At 68.7% G+C, this 16,487-nt stretch carries 16 protein-coding genes; 9 read left to right on the forward strand and 7 right to left on the reverse strand.

What is annotated here, in order from left to right; genetic code table 11:
* Window positions 1-2 precede the first annotated feature (2 nt).
* On the reverse strand, window positions 3-776 hold the full coding sequence (locus tag AC3QL3_RS18690; RefSeq protein WP_492898987.1) for an NYN domain-containing protein: 774 nt from the start codon (window positions 774-776) through the stop codon (window positions 3-5).
* Window positions 777-912: 136 nt separating this feature from the next.
* On the opposite strand from AC3QL3_RS18690, the gene AC3QL3_RS18695 reads away from it, so the two are divergent.
* Together AC3QL3_RS18695 and AC3QL3_RS18700 are read left to right on the forward strand one after the other, a co-directional pair.
* A complete protein-coding gene (locus AC3QL3_RS18695; protein ID WP_492895623.1) occupies window positions 913-2,061 on the forward strand; it encodes a serine hydrolase domain-containing protein in 1,149 nt (382 codons plus the stop codon).
* 58 nt (window positions 2,062-2,119) lie between these two features.
* Window positions 2,120-2,917, forward strand: coding sequence for a DUF4377 domain-containing protein (locus tag AC3QL3_RS18700; protein WP_492895624.1), 798 nt, complete (start codon window positions 2,120-2,122; stop codon window positions 2,915-2,917).
* Window positions 2,918-2,927: 10 nt separating this feature from the next.
* Here AC3QL3_RS18700 and AC3QL3_RS18705 read toward each other — a convergent pair whose 3' ends face one another.
* From AC3QL3_RS18705 to AC3QL3_RS18715, 3 genes are all read right to left on the reverse strand, one after another.
* A complete protein-coding gene (locus AC3QL3_RS18705; protein WP_492895625.1) occupies window positions 2,928-3,374 on the reverse strand; it encodes an SRPBCC family protein in 447 nt (148 codons plus the stop codon).
* Window positions 3,375-3,483: 109 nt separating this feature from the next.
* Window positions 3,484-3,861: a DUF488 domain-containing protein gene (locus tag AC3QL3_RS18710; RefSeq protein WP_492895626.1), complete on the reverse strand. Its 378-nt coding sequence runs from the start codon at window positions 3,859-3,861 to the stop codon at window positions 3,484-3,486.
* The gene (locus AC3QL3_RS18715; protein WP_492895627.1) at window positions 3,858-4,493 is read right to left on the reverse strand and encodes a uracil-DNA glycosylase family protein; all 636 of its coding nucleotides are present in this window, start codon (window positions 4,491-4,493) and stop codon (window positions 3,858-3,860) included. Before AC3QL3_RS18715 ends, AC3QL3_RS18710 begins: the two co-directional genes overlap by 4 nt.
* A gap of 226 nt (window positions 4,494-4,719) precedes the next feature.
* Between AC3QL3_RS18715 and AC3QL3_RS18720 the strand changes: the two genes are divergently transcribed.
* From AC3QL3_RS18720 to AC3QL3_RS18730, 3 genes are all read left to right on the forward strand, one after another.
* Window positions 4,720-6,831 carry a WD40/YVTN/BNR-like repeat-containing protein gene (locus AC3QL3_RS18720; protein ID WP_492895628.1) on the forward strand — a complete coding sequence of 704 codons (2,112 nt, stop codon included), beginning with the start codon at window positions 4,720-4,722 and terminating at the stop codon, window positions 6,829-6,831.
* Between the two features lie 128 nt (window positions 6,832-6,959).
* Window positions 6,960-9,407: a winged helix-turn-helix domain-containing protein gene (locus AC3QL3_RS18725; protein WP_492895629.1), complete on the forward strand. Its 2,448-nt coding sequence runs from the start codon at window positions 6,960-6,962 to the stop codon at window positions 9,405-9,407.
* A 286-nt stretch (window positions 9,408-9,693) separates the two neighbouring features.
* Entirely contained in the window at window positions 9,694-11,427 is a 1,734-nt protein-coding gene (locus tag AC3QL3_RS18730; protein WP_492895630.1) for an MSCRAMM family protein, read from the forward strand.
* Between the two features lie 129 nt (window positions 11,428-11,556).
* On the opposite strand, the gene AC3QL3_RS18735 is transcribed toward AC3QL3_RS18730, so the two are convergent.
* From AC3QL3_RS18735 to AC3QL3_RS18745, 3 genes are all read right to left on the reverse strand, one after another.
* A complete protein-coding gene (locus AC3QL3_RS18735; RefSeq protein ID WP_492895631.1) occupies window positions 11,557-12,558 on the reverse strand; it encodes a WD40/YVTN/BNR-like repeat-containing protein in 1,002 nt (333 codons plus the stop codon).
* 154 nt (window positions 12,559-12,712) lie between these two features.
* On the reverse strand, window positions 12,713-13,153 hold the full coding sequence (locus AC3QL3_RS18740; RefSeq protein WP_492895632.1) for a YybH family protein: 441 nt from the start codon (window positions 13,151-13,153) through the stop codon (window positions 12,713-12,715).
* 6 nt (window positions 13,154-13,159) lie between these two features.
* On the reverse strand, window positions 13,160-13,774 hold the full coding sequence (locus tag AC3QL3_RS18745) for a hypothetical protein (protein WP_492895633.1): 615 nt from the start codon (window positions 13,772-13,774) through the stop codon (window positions 13,160-13,162).
* A 187-nt stretch (window positions 13,775-13,961) separates the two neighbouring features.
* Between AC3QL3_RS18745 and AC3QL3_RS18750 the strand changes: the two genes are divergently transcribed.
* The 4 genes from AC3QL3_RS18750 to AC3QL3_RS18765 are packed head-to-tail and all read left to right on the forward strand — an operon-like array spanning window position 13,962 to window position 16,419.
* Window positions 13,962-14,669, forward strand: coding sequence for a ferric reductase-like transmembrane domain-containing protein (locus AC3QL3_RS18750; protein WP_492895634.1), 708 nt, complete (start codon window positions 13,962-13,964; stop codon window positions 14,667-14,669).
* A 3-nt stretch (window positions 14,670-14,672) separates the two neighbouring features.
* Window positions 14,673-15,098, forward strand: a complete 426-nt coding sequence (locus AC3QL3_RS18755; RefSeq protein ID WP_492895635.1) for an organic hydroperoxide resistance protein — start codon at window positions 14,673-14,675, stop codon at window positions 15,096-15,098.
* A gap of 10 nt (window positions 15,099-15,108) precedes the next feature.
* Entirely contained in the window at window positions 15,109-15,900 is a 792-nt protein-coding gene (locus tag AC3QL3_RS18760; RefSeq protein WP_492895636.1) for an alpha/beta fold hydrolase, read from the forward strand.
* Window positions 15,901-15,903: 3 nt separating this feature from the next.
* On the forward strand, window positions 15,904-16,419 hold the full coding sequence (locus AC3QL3_RS18765) for a thioredoxin family protein (RefSeq protein WP_492895637.1): 516 nt from the start codon (window positions 15,904-15,906) through the stop codon (window positions 16,417-16,419).
* The last annotated feature ends 68 nt before the right edge of the window (window positions 16,420-16,487 follow it).

Here is a 16,487-nt window from a genome sequence, read left to right on the forward strand (position 1 = left end):
GCTCAGGTGCTGGCGCTGGTGCCGCCGCGCCGGCGACCGCTCTCGCGGCGACGGTTGCGCACATAGGTCGAGGTCGCGGCGCCGTCGGCGCTCTTGCGTTTTTCGAGGTCGAACAGTTCGGTCGCCGCGATCAGATCGCTGAGTTTGCGAAACCCGTAGTTGCGCGCGTCGAACTCCGGCGCCTGCTTGGCGATCGTGCTGCCGACCGTGCCGAGCTGCGACCAGCCGGCATCGTCGGAAGACGACTCGACCGCCTGACGCAGCAACGCGACGAGGCGACCGTCCTGCTTGAGCTGCGCGCTGCTGCGCGGACCGGCGGCTTCGTCTTCGTCTTCCTTGTCGACCAGGATTTCGGTATAGATGAACTTGTCGCAGGCCGACACGAACGGCATCGGCGTCTTCTTTTCACCGAACCCGTACACGAGTAGACCCGCTTCGCGCACGCGCGCGGCGAGGCGGGTGAAATCGCTGTCGCTGGAAACGATGCAGAAACCGCCGAGCTTGGCGCCGTAAAGCAGATCCATCGCGTCGATGATCAAGGCCGAATCGGTCGCGTTCTTGCCGGTGGTGTAGCGGAATTGTTGAATCGGCTGGATCGCGTATTTGAGCAACGCTTCCTTCCAGCCTTTCAATTGCGGTCCGGTCCAGTCGCCGTAGATGCGCTTGACCGTGGCGGTGCCGTACTTGGCGATCTCGGCGAGCAGACCTTCGACCACCGCCGGTTGCGCATTGTCGGCATCGATCAACACGGCGAGTTTGGGTGATTGGCCGGCCATGTTCGGTTCCGCGTAAGAAAGCACCGAGCCTACTCCGTCATAGGCTCGCTGCAAACGCGTTCGCTGCATCGTCACACGGCCTTGATGTACCGTCACGATGCAGGGGCGATAATTGGTGCGGTGCAGGGAGAAGCGGATGCAGCGTATGCAATGGGGAAGGTTCGCGGTGGCTGCGTTGTTGGCGATGAGCGCGCCGCTCGGTGCGAACACGCTCGACAACGTCGTGCGCAAGGCGAACGAGGCCGGGCAGTTCGACGGCGTGGTGTTGGTCGGACTCGACGACGCCGTCGTCTATCGGCGCGCGATCGGCCTGGCCGACCGCATCGCACAGCAAGCGCACACGCCGAACGAAAGCTGGCGCTGGTTGGCGATCAGCGAACAAGTCGCTGCGGTGCTCGCCTTGCAGGACGTCGAGCGCGGACATCTGCATCTCGACGGCACGCTGAGCGACTATCTGCCCGGCTTCGGCAACGCCGCGATCGGCCGCATCACGCTGCGCCAGTTGTTGCAGCACACGGCCGGGCTGGCCAATCCGGACGACGCCGGCGTCGACGAACGCGGCGTACCGACGTTCTATCGCGCCAACGGCGAAGCGACCACGAACAAGGCCATGCTCGCCGCTTGCGCCGGCACGCCCAAGTCCGCGCCCGGCGCGCGTTACGAAGCGAACACCTGCGACTACCTCGTGCTCGCCGCCGTGCTCGAACGCGTGAACGACGCGCGCTACGCGCAACTGGTCGCCAAACGCATCGCCAAACCGCTGGGTCTGTCGTCATTGACCTTGCTGCCACCCAACGGCACGCCGACGCGCAGCGGCGTGATCGGTCACAGCAGCGAAGGTTCGCGCGAAGCGCCCTACGACGTCGGCCGCTACGGCGCCGCCGGCGCACTGCACGGCAGTCTGGACGATCTGTGGCGCTTCGATCGCGCGCTGATGGATTACGTGCTGGTGTCCAAGCCGGCCGCGGCGACGATGTGGACCGGCAATCCGCGCCTGAGCAATGCCGCGCTCGGCGCGTTCGCGTATCTGGCCAAGCCCAAACATTGCACCGCGCCGGTCGGCGTGATCGAACGGCGCAGCGAAGTCGGCGGCATCCGCGCGATCAACCTGATGGTGCCCGAGCGTCAGCTCGGCTTGATCGTGTTCTCCAACACCGCGCGCACGGAATGGGGCCAGATCTCGCAAGGCAGCGGTTTGCTGCACGACTTGCTCGACGCCGCCTTGTGCGCCGAGGATGCGCCGGTGGCACCGCCGAAGAAGAAACCGGCGCGCAAGAAAAACTGAAGCGCTAACCCCACAACGCGTGCACGGACGTTGTAGACGGGCCCGAACGGAGTTCGCCATGAAGTACGCCTTGCTGCTGTTGCCGATCCTCGCCTCGTGCTCGACCGCCGCACCGACGCAGGAAACCGCCACGACCATCCCCGCGGCGCGCGCGAACGTCGATGCGGCTACGCTCGGCGCGCATCACTGGCAGCTGCGCAACGCCATCGATCGCGACGGCAAACGCATCGACGCCTTGTTCGCGCGTCCGCAACAGCCGCTGCAGCTCGACTTCGGCGACGGTCGTCTCAGCGTCGTCAACGCCTGCAACCACATCGGCGGCGGCTACCGCATCGAGAACGAGAAGCTGCAGCTCGGCCAGATGATGCAGACCCTGATGGCCTGCACCGATCCGAAGCTGTCCCGACTCGACGACGCGATCAGCCAGCGACTCAAAGACGGCCCTCGCATCAGCCTGCAGTCCGGTAGCAGCGAACCGCTGCTGCGCCTCGCCACCGCCGGCGGCGACACGCTCGACTTCGCCGGCGTGCCGACCGCGCAAACGCGCTACGGCAGCGAGGGCGAAACGCTGTTCCTCGAAGTCGACGCGCAGACTGCGCCGTGCTCGCATCCGCTGATCCGCGACATGCGTTGCCTCAAGGTGCGCGAGCGCCGCTACGACGCGAACGGGCTCGCCACCGGCACGCCAGGCGAATGGCAGTTCCTGTATCAGGACATCGAGGGCTACACCCACCAAGCCGGCACCCGCAACGTGCTGCGCGTGAAGCGCTACGCGATCGCCCATCCGCCGGCCGACGCGCCGTCGCAAGCCTACGTGCTCGACTTGGTGGTCGAATCCGAACGCGTCGAGCGCTGAAGCCGGCGCGTCAAGCGGTGGCGGCGCCCTCGACCAAGAGCGCGAGCAGTCGCAGCGAATCCTGCCAGCCGAAATAGCAGTCGTCGGGCTCGATCGGCGCCGGCAGGTTGGCTTGCTCGATGCGCACTTCGGTGCCGCCGTTGATCGCGCGCAGGTTCACCGTCGTTTCCATCCGGCCCGGCAGATTCGCATCGTCGAATTCGTCGGTGTAGCGCAGGCGCTGATTGGGCACCAGTTCGAGATACTCGCCGCCGAACGCGTGCTGCTCGCCGGTAGCGAGGTTGCTGAAGGACATGCGGTGGCGGCCGCCGACGCGCGCGTCGAGTTCGTAGACCTTGCCGGTGAATCCGTTCGGCGGCAGCCACTTGGCCAGCGCATCGGCGTCGAGGAAGGCGCGGTAGACGCGCTCGGGCGTGGCGCGCAGCACACGGTGCAAACGGATCGTGCGGTCGGACATGGTTCTGCTCCTGCGCCGAGGACGATCCTCGGCTTCTTGCTACCACGACGAACGGCAGACTCCGTTTTCGACACGCCGGTCGTCTCCGCGCTGAACCGCGATTGCAGGTTCAGCGGGCAGCACGCATCGCTTGCATGGCCTCGCGCAACACGACCGCCTGATTCTGCGTCTCGCTGCGCGCGCCGTAGACCAAGGTGATGCGCCGGCGTTCGGCCGCGGTCAGCAGCGCTTGCAAACGATCGCGCTGCGCAGGTTCGGCGAGCTCGGCGAGGTAGCGTGCGCGAAACTCGTCCCAGCGCTCGGGCCGATGACCGAACCAGCGGATCAAGGCAGCGCTCGGCGCGAGTTCGCGCGCCCAGAGGTCCAAGCGCAGCGACTCCTTGCTGCGTCCGCGCGGCCAGAAGCGGTCGACCAAGGCGCGATAGCCGTCGCGCGCACCCGGCTCGTCGTAAGCGCGGCGCAGACCGATGGTGACTGCACCGCTCACGACGGCTGCTCCTGCGGCGGCGCCAGCGTCTTCTGCACCCGCTCGCGCAAGCGCGGCACCAGCTCGCGCTCGAACCAGGCGTGCCGTTGGCGCCAACCGATATTGCGCGGCGAGGGATGCGGCAAAGGCCAGTAGCGCGGCAGGTAGTCCTGCCACGCCGCCACGGTCGCGCTCAGGTTCGGCTTCGCCGCGGCGCCGAGCAAGCGGCGTTGCGCGTAACCGCCGACCAGCAAGGTCAACTCGATCTGCGGCAGGCGCGCGAGCAGCGCGTCCAGCCACAGCGGCGCGCATTCGCGCCGCGGCGGCAAGTCACCGCCGCGACCGCGCCCCGGATAGCACAAGCCGATCGGTACCAGCGCGACCTGCGCGGCGTCGTAGAACTGCACCGCATCGAGTCCAAGCCAATCGCGCAGGCGCGCGCCGCTGGCGTCGTCCCAGGGTACGCCGCTGGCGTGCACCTTCGCGCCCGGCGCCTGGCCGACGATCAGCAGCCGCGCGCTCGCCGCGGCCTGCAGCACCGGCCGCGGCCCGAGCGGCAGCGCCGCGGCGCAAACGCGGCAGGCACGGATCGCCGCGAGCAGTTCGGCGAGATCGCGAACGGGCGGCGTCGCGCTGCGGGCGGGCGTTGGCATGCATTCCATTCTACGCAGCCCGTCAACCGGCCGAAGACGCGACGCCGTTCGCACTCCGCGCGGCCGTCTTCACCGAAACCGCATCGAATACAAACGTGCGCCGAATGCCCGCACGCGGCGAACGGCCGACCCTCGATGCCCACACGACACGCCGGCGCGCCGCCGGCCGCCACCCTGGGAGATTGCGATGCACGCTCGCCGCTGTGCCGTTCTGTGCGGATGTCTGATGGTTTCCGGCGTGATGGTTTCGAGCGCTGTGGCCGCGCCCGCGCTCGATGCCAACGGCGCGCGCGCGCCGCGGCTCGATCGCAGCGCCGATGCACGCGCAGCGCTACCGGCCGGCACGGCGGATTGGCAGTCGCTCGGACCGCCCGGCGGCGACGTCACCGACGTCGCCGCATCGCCGACCGTAGCCGGCCTCCTGCTCGCCGGCACCGCGCCCTTGGCCAGCTTCGGCGGCAGTCTGTACCGCTCCACCGATAGCGGCGCGACCTGGAGCGTGGCGCCCGATCTGGCCGGCCGCAGCGTGTTCGCGCTCGAATTCGGCAGCGACGGCAAGGCGTACGCGGCGACGCAGGACGGCTTGTGGAGCAGCACTGACGGTGGCGCCAGCTGGACCCAGCGCGATCTCGGCATCGACCCGCTCAACGACGTCGTGCTCAAGGTCGCGGTGGACCCGTCCGATCCGGCCGTGCTGTGGATCGGCCTCAGCGCGGGCTTCGGCCAGCAGCCGGTCAATCTGATGCGCTCGGGCGACGGCGGCGCCACTTGGCAGGATCGCACGCCGGCCCTGGCGGCACCGGCGAACGGCGTCGCCGTGGCGGTCGACCCGGCCAATCCGCTGCACGTCGCCGCGGGATTCCGCGGCGATTTCAACGGCGGCGAAGTCTGGCTCAGCGAAGACGGCGGCAGCACCTGGCAGAACCGTTCCGACGGCCTGCCCGGCACGCCGGTCAACGCGCTGGCCTGGAACGGCGCGCGCCTCTTGGTCGGCGGCGGCATGCTGTTCGGCTCGCAAGACTTCGGCCTGTACGGCTCCGACGATCTCGGCCAGAGCTGGAGCGCGCTGCACGCCGGCTGGCCGCTCCTGGTCGCGACCTCGATCGCGGTCGATCCGAACGATGCGCAAACGATCGTGGTGGCGACCGACGGCAGCGGCGTGCATCGCACGCACGACGGCGGCGTCACGTGGGAGATCGGCATCGGCGGCACGCGCGCGCTGGCGACGCAATCGGTGCGCTACGCGCCGGGCAGCTCGCAGGAACTCTTGAGCGGCGCGAATTCGCTCGGCGTGTTTCTCTCGCACGACGGCGGCGCCGCGTTCGATGCTGCCTCCGCCGGCATTTCCGAATTCAATCTGTATTCGATCGCGGCCAATCCGCTCGATGCGGCCGAACTCGCGGTCGCGTTTCAGGGCAACAACAGCGGCGGCGTGCTCAGCTCGCGCGACGGCGGCGCGAACTGGACGCTCGAAGCGCTGCCGGCGACGCGCTACAGCCGGCTCGGCTATTCGCCCAGCGGCGTGCTCTACGCAATCTCCAGCGGTCCTTCCTCGATCGCGCCGGAAGGCTTGTACCGGCGCGAGAGCGACGGCCACTGGAACGGGCTCGGCCCCGATCAGGGTGTGCAGTTCGAATCCGATCTGGCCAGCCTGCGCTTCGGCACCAGCGATCCGGACTTGATCCTGCTCGCCGGTGCCGACTTCGGCGTCGCCGGCAACCGAGGCACGATCTGGCGCTCGACCGACGCCGGGCAGCACTGGAGCAAGCAGGCGTTCGAAGGCGCCACCTTCGTCAGCGATCTGGAGATCGTCGGCGACGACGATCTCACCCTGGTCGCACCCTACACCGGCAACGACACGCCCGATCAGGGCGGCGTGCTGCGCTCGGTCGACGGCGGCGCGAGCTGGACGCTCGCCTACGAAATCGCCACTTATTCGCAGCGGCCGCGGCTGTGCGTCGCTGCCGGTGAATCGCCGGCGCTGTACCTCGCACTCGCCACCGATTGGTCGGCCGGCGGCATCCTGCGCAGCGACGACGCCGGCGCGAGCTGGACGGCGACCGCGTGGCAAGGCAGCACGATCGCCGACATCGCCTGCGATCCGCAGCGCAGCGAGGTGCTCTATCTGGCCCAGGTCGGCGGCGGCGCGCGCATCGCACGCTCGGGTGACGGCGGGCAAACCGCGCAGCCTTTCGATGGTGGTTTGCAAAGCGCCGGCTGGCCGCGCGAGCTGGCCTTCGCCGATGGCGGCGCGCGCCTTTTGCTGGCCACCACGCGCGGCAGCAACGCGACCGCGCTCGGCGACGCCGACGCGATCTTCGCCGACGGTTTCGACTGAGCCTCGACGTGCGCGCAGCGAACCGCGGCAGGCGGCGCGGCCACGGCGCGCTGCGCGCCACGGTGCGAGTGCTTCCTCGCGGCGGTTACACTGCATCCCCGGCTCCCGGAGCGAGGCCCGGAGCGAGGATGGAACAGCAGGACCCGGTCGCCTACCGCTGCGGCGACTACACGATCATGCCCGCCGAGCGCCGTCTGCTGCGCGGGCAGGACGCGCTCGATCTCGAAGCGAAGGTCTTCGATCTGATTCTGCTGCTCCTGCGCAACCGCGAGCGCGCGCTGGACAAGCAAGCCTTGATCGCCGCGCTGTGGGGACGCCGTCCGGTCACCGACGCCGCGCTGAGCCAGCTCGTGCACAAGGCGCGGCGCGCGCTCGACGACGACGGCGATCGTCAGGCGATGATCCGCACCGTCTACGGCCGCGGCTTGCAGTGGGTCGCGCCGACCGAAGCGGTATTGCCCGCGGCGGCGGAACCGGCACCGCCCGCCGCGATTGCCGCCGCACCCGCGACAACGACGCACACGCAGCGGCGCCGCACGTGGATCACGCTGGCGGCTCTGCTGGGGTTCGTGGTCGTGATCGCGTCGGTGTTCGTCTGGCGCGTGCGCGAGGCGGCACCGTCCGCGCTGCCGCGCCTGGCGATGCTGCCGATCGAGAACGCGACCGGCGAGCCCGCGCTGGACTGGACCCGCAGCGGCCTGCCCGGCCTGATCGGCAGCCTGCTCGGCGACAGCGGCGCGGTCGACGTCGGCGATCCGCTGCAGATCGCCAAGGCCTGGGACTACCTGCCCCTGCCCGGCCGCTCGCAAAGCGAACGGCTGCGCTACGCCACCGGCGCTGCGATCCTGGTCGAAGGACGCCTGCGCCGGCTCAGCGACGATCTCTACGAACTCAATCTGCGCGTCGACGGCGGCGACGCCGCGCACAGCGGCGAACTGGTGCTGACCGCAGCGCAGCCGGCCACGCTCGGCGTCGATGCGGTGCCGCGGCTCCTGCGCCTGCTCAAGCGCGAGGCGAACGCGGACGCCGCCACCCAGCGCGGCCTCGGCGGCGACGCCTACCTCGCGCAGACCTTCGCGCGCGGCGTCGACCTCGCCACCCACGGCGACTGGGACGATGCCAAGACTTATTTCGCGCTGTGCGTACAGAACGCGCCCGATTTCCTGCCGGCGCGCCTGCGCCTGGGCCAGGCGCAGGCGAACACGCGCGATCTCGCCGCCAGCGAAGCGACCTTGCGCAGCCTGATCGAGGAAGCGCGCCGCCGCCAGCTGCCGGCGATGGAAGCGGCCGCGCTGATCGATCTGGCCGAAAACGAATTCCGCCGCGGTGACCGCAGCGCCGCGCTCGCCCTGCTCGAACAGGCACGCGCGCCGGCCGAACGCGGCGGCGATCCGGACGCGCAAGCGCGCCTGGCCCTGCTCGCCGCGCGCGCGCACGCGATCCTGCAGCAGCCGGAACAGGCGGCGGCCAACCTGCGGCAGGGGCGCGAGTTGATCGAGCGGCACGCCTTGCGCCAACGCGCGCCGCTCTTGCACTACGCCGAAGAACAAATCGCCGAAGTGCGGCGCGACTACCCGGCACAAGAAACCGCCGCGCGCGCCGCGCTGGCCGCGGCCGAAGCGATCGGCGACGAACGCATGGCGATCAGCGAAACCTATCGCATCGGCCGCATGCTGGGTTGGCAGGAGCGGCCGTTCGCGGCGCTGCCGCCGCTGGCGCGCGCCTGGCAGCGCGCGCGCGAGCGCAAGCTGCTCGACATCGAAGCGGTGGCCGGCGTCGAGCTGGCCTGGGTGCTCTCGGAAACCGGGCGCTACAGCGAGGCCTGCGCCGTCGCCGATACCTTGATCGCGGAAATGCAGTCGCAGCCGAACGCATATTGGAAAGCCGTGTCGCTGGCGGCACGCGCGCGCTGCCAGCGCGCCGGCGGCGATGCGCGCGCGGCCTTGGCGAGCTATCGCGCAGTGCGACCCTTGGTCAATCCGCGCGAAGACCCCGGGCTCGACGCGCTGGTGTCGCAGTACGAAGCCTTGGCCGCCTTCACGGTCGAACGCGAGGCGCTGCCGGCAATTCAAGCGCGGCTCGCCGCTGCCGGCGACGCCGCGCCGTACCAGCACGTGCGCCGTCTGGTCGATGCGCTGACGGCCGCCGCACGAGGCGACCTCGCCAGCGCAACCGCCAAGCTCGAAGAGGAATCGGCCGACCCCGACCGTGACGACGGCCAGGGCAACGAGCTGCGCCGCTTCGCGCTGCACATCGCACTCGCGGTCATGCGCGATCCGCTCGATTCCAACGAAACGAGTTCCAGCAAGCGCGACCCCGGCCAGATCGCTTCCGACAAGACCGTCTCCGCCGAAGCGGCCGCGGAAACGATCGCGCGCATCGCGCAACGGCGCGACGATCTGGCCGCCAGCAACGACGTCGAAGTGCTGCGCCTGTATCAGGAATGGCTGGCGCGACGCGGCGACGACGCGACCCGAGCGCAAGTGCAGACGCGCATCGACACCTTGCGCCGCGACGCCTTGGCCGCCCTCGAAGGCGTCGATTTCCGCCTGCCGCAGCCTGCGCAGACGAACTAGCGGACTCGCGCTGCAGACGCCGCAAGACGGCCGCCGCCCGGCTCGTTACCGATCCGATACCGAAGCGTTACCGCCCAGTGGCGACTCGCCGGATTCGGCTTGCTAGGTTCCGTACCGTCGGCGGAATTCGCGATGAGCAAAACACAATAAACGAGTTGGCGAGGTCTGCTTCAAAGACGCTCCTTCCGAGAAGGATGGAGCGAAAAAACTCCGCGAGCGGTGACCCGTCCTTCGCGTCTTACGCATCGACATCGTCCTGCGACTACCTGCTTAAGGAGTTTCCCCTATGCGCCTGATTCAACTTGCGGCGGCCAGCGTACGCTGGCGCCGCCTCGCCCGTCTTCGGCTACTGACCCCAATAGCCTTGCTGATCGCCCTCGCCGTCTGCGCGTTGCCGTCGGCGGCACGCGCCACCACGGTATCGGGTCACGTCACCGACCAATCGACCGGCCTCCCGCTCGACGGCATACCGCTGACCTTCTGGTATTGGGGTTTGCCGGGCATCGGTCAGACTATCGGCACCACGACCACCGTTGCCGACGGATCGTATTCGTGGACCGGCGAATGTCCGGTGCAGGATTCGCGCGTCTGCTACATCACCATCAGCGACGAGCGTTTCCTGTACGCCATCAGCCAGTTCCGCTACGACCAAGCCGAAGTCACCGCCGATTTCGTGCTGACCCGGCCAGCGACCGTTTCCGGCGAGGTGCGCATCGACGGCACCGTGACGAGTGCTGCGGTCGACGTGAACATCTCTTATTACTCGGAGGAGGACGAGATGTGGCTGCCGCCTCCCAACACCAACAGCATCGTACAAACGCAAGACGGCCGCTACCGATTCATCAACCTTCCGCCCGGCGTTCCGTATCGGATATGCGCCGGCGGCGTCGAAGGCACGAGCGCAGTCGCTGTCAAGCAATGTTTCGACCATCACGACCAGACCAGGCTGGATCAAGATCCCTCCTACGACTCGGTCACGCTCGCGGCCGGCGAGCAGCGCGACGACATCGATTTCGATCTGGTCAGCGGCGGTGGCATCGAAGGCACCTTGCACGACGGCTACCTCGGCGGACCGCTCGCGAACGAGCAGATGTTGGTTGTTTTCTACAACCAAAACGGCGCGCGGCTCTCCCTCTCGACCACCGTCTCGGACGCCGACGGCCGCTACCGCGTCAAAGGATTGCCCGACGGCGCCTACTACGTCCGCGTGTCGATCAGCGATCCGTTCGTCGACGCGATCCAGATCTATCCCGGCATCGTCTGCGAAAACAGCGTCTGTCCGCCGATCACCAGCGGAGGACGGCTCACGGTCGCCGGTGGCGCGACGATTACCGGCGTCGACTTCACCCTGCATCCGATTTCCGTGGTCCGAGGCCGCGTCACCGACGCGGCAACCGGCTTGGGTTTGGGCGGCGTGCAAGTGTTCCCGAGCCGTTGGGGAAGCCAGAGAAAAACGTTGGACAACGGCGACTTCGCGCTCTACATGCCGGCGGACGTCGACCCGTTCGAGGTCTATCTCGTCGCGCCGCTGCCCTACGTCAACCAGGTCTATCCGGCCATCGCCTGCCTGGAATATCCCTGCCTGGAGCCGGGCCAAACCTTCAGCCCGACCACGGGCGAGGTGATCGAACACGTCGACTTCGCGCTGCAGACCGGCGCCGCGATCCGCGGCACGCTCAGCGACGCGGTGACCGGTGAGCCGCAAGTGGCCGAGATCAAGCTCTACGATCAGAACTTCAACCTGGTCTGGCGAGGCTTCGCCTTCGACCAATACACAACGCCCGCCTGGCTTCCCGGCACCTACTACGTCCAGGCGATCGCCCGCGACGGCGCCTTCCAGCAGGTCGACTGCGTGTTCTACCTGAGCCGGTCGTGCCCGCCGGAGGGCGGAGATCCGGCCTCGGTGGAACCGACGCCGCTGGTCATCGCGGCCGGCGAAGTTCGCGACGGCGTCGATTTCCGCTTGAAGATGGATGGCGTGTTCCGTGACGGCTTCGAACCGGCGCTGCGCAAGCAGTAGAGGGGGTCGCAGGATCAGGTCGGGCGTGAGCGGGCGTGAACCCTCGCTCTCGATCAGGACCTGTGTCGGATCAATGGCTCGGGCGAGTACAGCGCTCGCCCGAGCCGGTCTTCGCGGATGTCGCAGCGATCAGCGCGGCGCTTCGAAGCCGTCACCGAAGATGCGGTTCTCATACACCACCAAGCCGTCGTTGCCGGCCGCCACCGCGGCGCCGCCGCGCAGGCTCAGCGAGGCGATCGCGCGGCCGTTGGCGTCGCAATAGCTCTCGCTCCAGCTCTGGCCGGCATCGCGGCTTTCGTAGACGCAGCCTTCGTAGGTCGAGGCATACCAGTGCTGCGCATCGCGGTGCTTGAGCTGGGTCACCAGACCCGCCGGCGCCGACGGCAACGCGGTCCAGGTCTGCGCGCCGTCGGCGGTGGCGTAGAACGTGGTGCCGCTTCCGCTCTGCACCGCGACCATCGCGTGATCGACGTCGACGAAGCTGGCCGCGTTGATCTTGCCGTAGTTGCCACTGCCGTCGCCGAACGGGAGCAAGGTCCAATTCGCGCCGCCGTCGTCGCTGCGCAGCACGGTGCCGCGGCCGGCGCCCTCGCGGATCACCCCGCCGGTGGCGTAGCCGATCTCGCTGGCCGGGAAATGCAGCTCGTTGAAGTTGATGTCCATCTCGCCCGGATAGGACAAGGTCCAGTTGAGGCCTGCGTCGGTGCTGCTCCAGATCTGGCCGCCCTTGATCGCGACGTAGTGTTCCGCGTCGAAGAAATTGACGTCGAACACGCTGCCGTTGGTGTCGGTGCCCCAGCCGCCGACCTGGCTCCAGGTCTGGCCGCGATCGGTGCTGCGATAGAAACCGCGGCGCGCCGCGTACAGCTCGTCCGCGCTGACCGCGTGCGCCCACAACAGGCTCTGGCCCTGGTCGGGGATGACGCGAATCGGGCTCCAGCTGTAGCCGCCGTCTTCGGTCAGAAGGCCGCAGTTGAACGCGCCGGCGGCGAAGCCGCGCGGACCGTCGGGGAAATCGACCGAGGTCACCGAACAATTGCCGGTGCCGCTGGCGACGACCCAGCCGTCGGCCGAGGCGCCTTGACCGGCGCTGAGCGCCAGGGCGATGAAAGAGGTAGCGACTGCAAACATGGATTGCCCTTTATTCGTTCCCAGGATCGGCGCGGGCGCCGCACGCGGACGTGCCGGCAGCGCAACACCGTAGGCGGGATCACAGCACGAGGCCGCGCGGACACGCCATCACGAAGTTCTTACGAAGTGCTTACGCGGCCTGATGGCGCGCGATTCAATCGCCGGACGGGCGTTTCAACATCGCCTTCAGCGACGTGTGCTCGACCGGCGCGGAGGTGTGCTCGTGCACGATGCGCCAGTCCGCACCGACGCGACGCAAGGCCATCGTGAGGCGATTGTCGAGCGAACGCAGCTCGCGTCCATCGGCGGCGAACGCGGTGAAATTCAGAAACGCGTGGCCGACGGCGAGGTCGCCGGAGAGGAAGGACTCGATCTGATCGGCGCGCACCACCACGCGTTCGTCACCGAGCGAGCCGAACCAGTCGGCGACCAGCACGCGCCAGGCGTCGATGCCGCGCAGCGACCAGCTACCCCATAAATCGAACAGCTGAATGTCGTCGGCGTACAACGCCAGAAAGGCGTCGGCGTCCTTGGCCTCGACCGCGGCGGCGTAGGCAGCGAGCGTTTGTGCGAACGGATCGGCGGGTGTGTTCATGACGGTCTACAACTCTCCTGCGGCCGGCCACAGCGTAGCGGGCGTACGCGTCGCCGCCCAGGCCTCGTATTGGTCGCGCCAGGCGACGAACTGCGCCGGCATGTCGTAAGGCGGCGGCGCACTCACCGAGTAGGCCATGCCCTCGCGCCACCAGTTTGGCGCGCTCAGCATGCGCAGCGCGCCCAGGCGCTGCGTCTGCGCGACGTGGATCAATTCGTGGCGCGCGAAATGCGGCGCCCATGAGTCGGGCGCGAGCAGCGAGCCGGCGTAGGGATAGGTGATCGCGCGCTCGGCGCCGCCGCCGAACGACGCGTAGCAGTCGCGCGTCGCGCAAAACACCATGCGCGGGCGTCCTTGCAGCGCGCCCAGTCTCGCGCCGACCTCGATCAACGCCGCGTCATACAGCGCGAGCGCCTGCGGCAGCCGCTGCTCGTCGTCGGAACAGACCGAATCGGCGCAGACCAGACCTTGCCATTGCGGCGCCAGCAAGCGCACCGGCTTGACCAGCGCCCAGGCGGTCGGCGGCAGCGCCAGCAGGGCGAACAGCAGCCAGCGCAACGGCCGCAGCCGCCGCCTGCGCGCGCGTGCCGGATGTCGATCGATTGGTCTGTCTGCGTTCATGGCCGCTCCTTCGCGCCGACGATAGCGCAAGCGCGGCACGGCCGTGCTCGGTTTGTATCGCTGTGTATCTGCGGCGCCGCCGATTACGTGAACCGACGCAGCGGCCGCGCACACGACACAAGCGCGATACCGCGCGGCCTCGAAATGGCGCCACCGACACAGACGGCCGCCGGCCGAGGAAACCGCGATGAACCCGACCGCCGCTGCACCCCGCCCACCGGCGACGCCGAACGCGAGCGCGCCAGCGCTGCACTGGCCGAGCGGCTGGCCGCTGTTCTGGCTGCTCGGCGCGCTGGTGCTGGCGATGTCCGCACTGATCGTGCTGCTCGATCCGGACCCGGCCGAAGGTTTGCGCCGCGCCATCCGCGCCACCGCGCGCAGCTCGTTCGCGCTGTTCCTGCTCGCCTTCGTCGCCTCGTCTCTGGCGACGCTGGTACCGAACGAACTGACGCGCCGGCTGCTGCGCGAACGGCGCTACCTCGGCCTCGCCTTCGCCTTCTCGCATCTGGTGCACCTCGGCGTGATCTTTGCCTACGGCGCCGTGAACCCGGCGTTCTGGCCCGGCCGCAGCGCGCTGACCAATACACCCGGCACGATCGGTTACGTCTTCATCGCTCTGCTCGCGCTGACCTCGTTCCGCTTCGCCGCCAAACAGCTGAGCGCGGCGGCGTGGAAGCGCCTGCACACGACCGGCATCTGGGTCATCGCCGCGATCTTCGGCTACTCGTTCTTCAAACGCATTCCGACGATGGGCGCGCTGTACGCGCTTCCGTTCGCGCTCCTGTGCGTCGCTGTCGCCGTGCGCCTGCTCGGCAAATGGGCGCAAGCCGAGCGGCGCCGGCAGGCGCGCGGCGGCCGCCGTTCTCTTCCTTCCCCGCAACCGATGGAGTCTTGAGTCATGAGCCATTCCCTGCAAACCGTTCTCTACACCGCACACACCCGCACCAGCGGCGGCCGCAACGGCCACGGCCGCTCCAGCGACGGCGCCCTCGACATCGCGCTGAGCCCACCCGGCTCGGGCCGGCCTGGCAGCAATCCCGAGCAGCTGTTCGGCGTCGGCTACTCGGCCTGCTTCATCGGCGCGATGCAGCTGGCCGCCAGCAAGTTGAACCTGCGGCTGCCGCCGGAGACGGCGGTCGAGGCCGAGGTCTCGCTCGGCAAGACCCAAGGCGATGCCGACTTCGAACTCGCGGTGATTCTGAATATCGACCTGCCCGGCCTGGATACCGACACCCAGCGCGCGCTGGTCGAGGCCGCTCATCGCACCTGCCCGTACTCGCGCATGACGCGCGGCGACGTCAACGTCGAACTGAAGATCCGCTGAGGAGACGACCATGCGCACCGTGTTGTTCGCAGCTTCCCTGTTCGTCGCCGGTCTCGCGTCGGCTCACGCGGCCGATCGCATGCCGATGCCCGCCGCACCGCCGACCGTGGTGCTGGTGCACGGCGCCTTCGCCGATGCGTCGAGTTGGGACCGCGTCGTGCCGATCCTCGAAAAATGGGGCGTGCACGCGGTCGAGGTGCAAGCCCCTTTGACCTCGCTCGCCGACGACGTCGCCGCCACGCGCCGCGCGATCGACGCCGCGCCGGGCAAGGTCGTCTTGGTCGGCCACTCTTGGGGCGGCACGGTCATCACCGAGGCCGGTGTCGACGCCAAGGTCAGCGCGCTGGTCTACGTCGCCGCGTTCGCACCGGAGGTCGGCGAGAACACCGCACAGCAAGGCAAGGCCTTCCCGGCGCCGCCGGGGCTCGCGCAGCTGCAAGAGCGCGACGGTTTCTTGTGGCTGAGCGAGGCCGGCGCGCGCGACGACTTCGCGCCCGATCTCGGTGCCGCCGTCGCGCAGCGCCTGTTCCAGACGCAGCGACCGATCCGCGCCAGCGCCTTCACCGACACCGTGACGCAGGCCGCCTGGCACGACAAGCCGAGTTGGTACGTGCTTTCGCGCGACGACCGCATGCTCGCGCCGCCACTGCAGGCGGCGACCGCCGCGCGCATCGCCGCCGAGCGCGTCTCGGTCGGCGCCGGTCACGTGTCGCCGCTGAGCAAGCCGAACGAGGTGGCGGAAACGATTCTCGAAGCGGCCGGCGTGAAGCAGGCCGAAACCGATCCGCTGGCGGAGGGCTGAGTGATGTGGAAATCGATCGCCATCGCCATCACCCTCTTCGCCGCCGCCTTCGTGCAAGACCCGGCCGCGCGCGCAGAGCCCGCGCCGACGGCGCCCGAATTCGCCGGTATCGAGCGCTGGTTCAATACGCCGCCGCTGAGCTTGGCCGAGTTGAAGGGCAAGGTCGTCTTGGTCGAGTTCTGGACCTACTCCTGCATCAACTGCATCCACGTGTTGCCGCACGTGAAGGAATGGCACGCACGTTATCGCGACCAGGGTTTGGTGGTGGTCGGCGTGCATACGCCCGAGTACGACGAGGAGCGCGATGCGAGCAAGGTCGCCGCGGCGATCGAGCGCTTCGGCATCGACTACGCGGTCGCGCAGGACAACGGCTATCGCACCTGGGACGCGTACGCCAACCGCTACTGGCCGGCCTCGTATTTGATCGACCGCGACGGCCGCATCGTCTATCGCCACTACGGCGAGGGCGCGTACGAAGTCATGGACGAACGCATCCGGCAGGCACTCGCCGCACGCTGAGCTTCGCGCAGCGGTCCACAACGGGCCGCTGCGAGGCGATGGCACAATCGCCGCCGCCTGCCGCTACC

This window comes from Dokdonella sp. GW821-FHT11D02 (assembly GCF_058808595.1).

Excerpts from the sequence above, each read along its gene's own strand:
- AC3QL3_RS18690 (WP_492898987.1), bottom strand. The coding sequence starts at position 776 with ATGGCCGGCCAATCACCCAAACTCGCCGTGTTGATCGATGCCGACAAT.
- AC3QL3_RS18695 (WP_492895623.1), top strand. The coding sequence starts at position 913 with ATGCAGCGTATGCAATGGGGAAGGTTCGCGGTGGCTGCGTTGTTGGCG.
- AC3QL3_RS18700 (WP_492895624.1), top strand. The coding sequence starts at position 2,120 with ATGAAGTACGCCTTGCTGCTGTTGCCGATCCTCGCCTCGTGCTCGACC.
- AC3QL3_RS18705 (WP_492895625.1), bottom strand. The coding sequence starts at position 3,374 with ATGTCCGACCGCACGATCCGTTTGCACCGTGTGCTGCGCGCCACGCCC.
- AC3QL3_RS18715 (WP_492895627.1), bottom strand. The coding sequence starts at position 4,493 with ATGCCAACGCCCGCCCGCAGCGCGACGCCGCCCGTTCGCGATCTCGCC.
- AC3QL3_RS18720 (WP_492895628.1), top strand. The coding sequence starts at position 4,720 with ATGGTTTCCGGCGTGATGGTTTCGAGCGCTGTGGCCGCGCCCGCGCTC.
- AC3QL3_RS18725 (WP_492895629.1), top strand. The coding sequence starts at position 6,960 with ATGGAACAGCAGGACCCGGTCGCCTACCGCTGCGGCGACTACACGATC.
- AC3QL3_RS18730 (WP_492895630.1), top strand. The coding sequence starts at position 9,694 with ATGCGCCTGATTCAACTTGCGGCGGCCAGCGTACGCTGGCGCCGCCTC.
- AC3QL3_RS18735 (WP_492895631.1), bottom strand. The coding sequence starts at position 12,558 with ATGTTTGCAGTCGCTACCTCTTTCATCGCCCTGGCGCTCAGCGCCGGT.
- AC3QL3_RS18740 (WP_492895632.1), bottom strand. The coding sequence starts at position 13,153 with ATGAACACACCCGCCGATCCGTTCGCACAAACGCTCGCTGCCTACGCC.
- AC3QL3_RS18745 (WP_492895633.1), bottom strand. The coding sequence starts at position 13,774 with ATGAACGCAGACAGACCAATCGATCGACATCCGGCACGCGCGCGCAGG.
- AC3QL3_RS18750 (WP_492895634.1), top strand. The coding sequence starts at position 13,962 with ATGAACCCGACCGCCGCTGCACCCCGCCCACCGGCGACGCCGAACGCG.
- AC3QL3_RS18755 (WP_492895635.1), top strand. The coding sequence starts at position 14,673 with ATGAGCCATTCCCTGCAAACCGTTCTCTACACCGCACACACCCGCACC.
- AC3QL3_RS18760 (WP_492895636.1), top strand. The coding sequence starts at position 15,109 with ATGCGCACCGTGTTGTTCGCAGCTTCCCTGTTCGTCGCCGGTCTCGCG.
- AC3QL3_RS18765 (WP_492895637.1), top strand. The coding sequence starts at position 15,904 with ATGTGGAAATCGATCGCCATCGCCATCACCCTCTTCGCCGCCGCCTTC.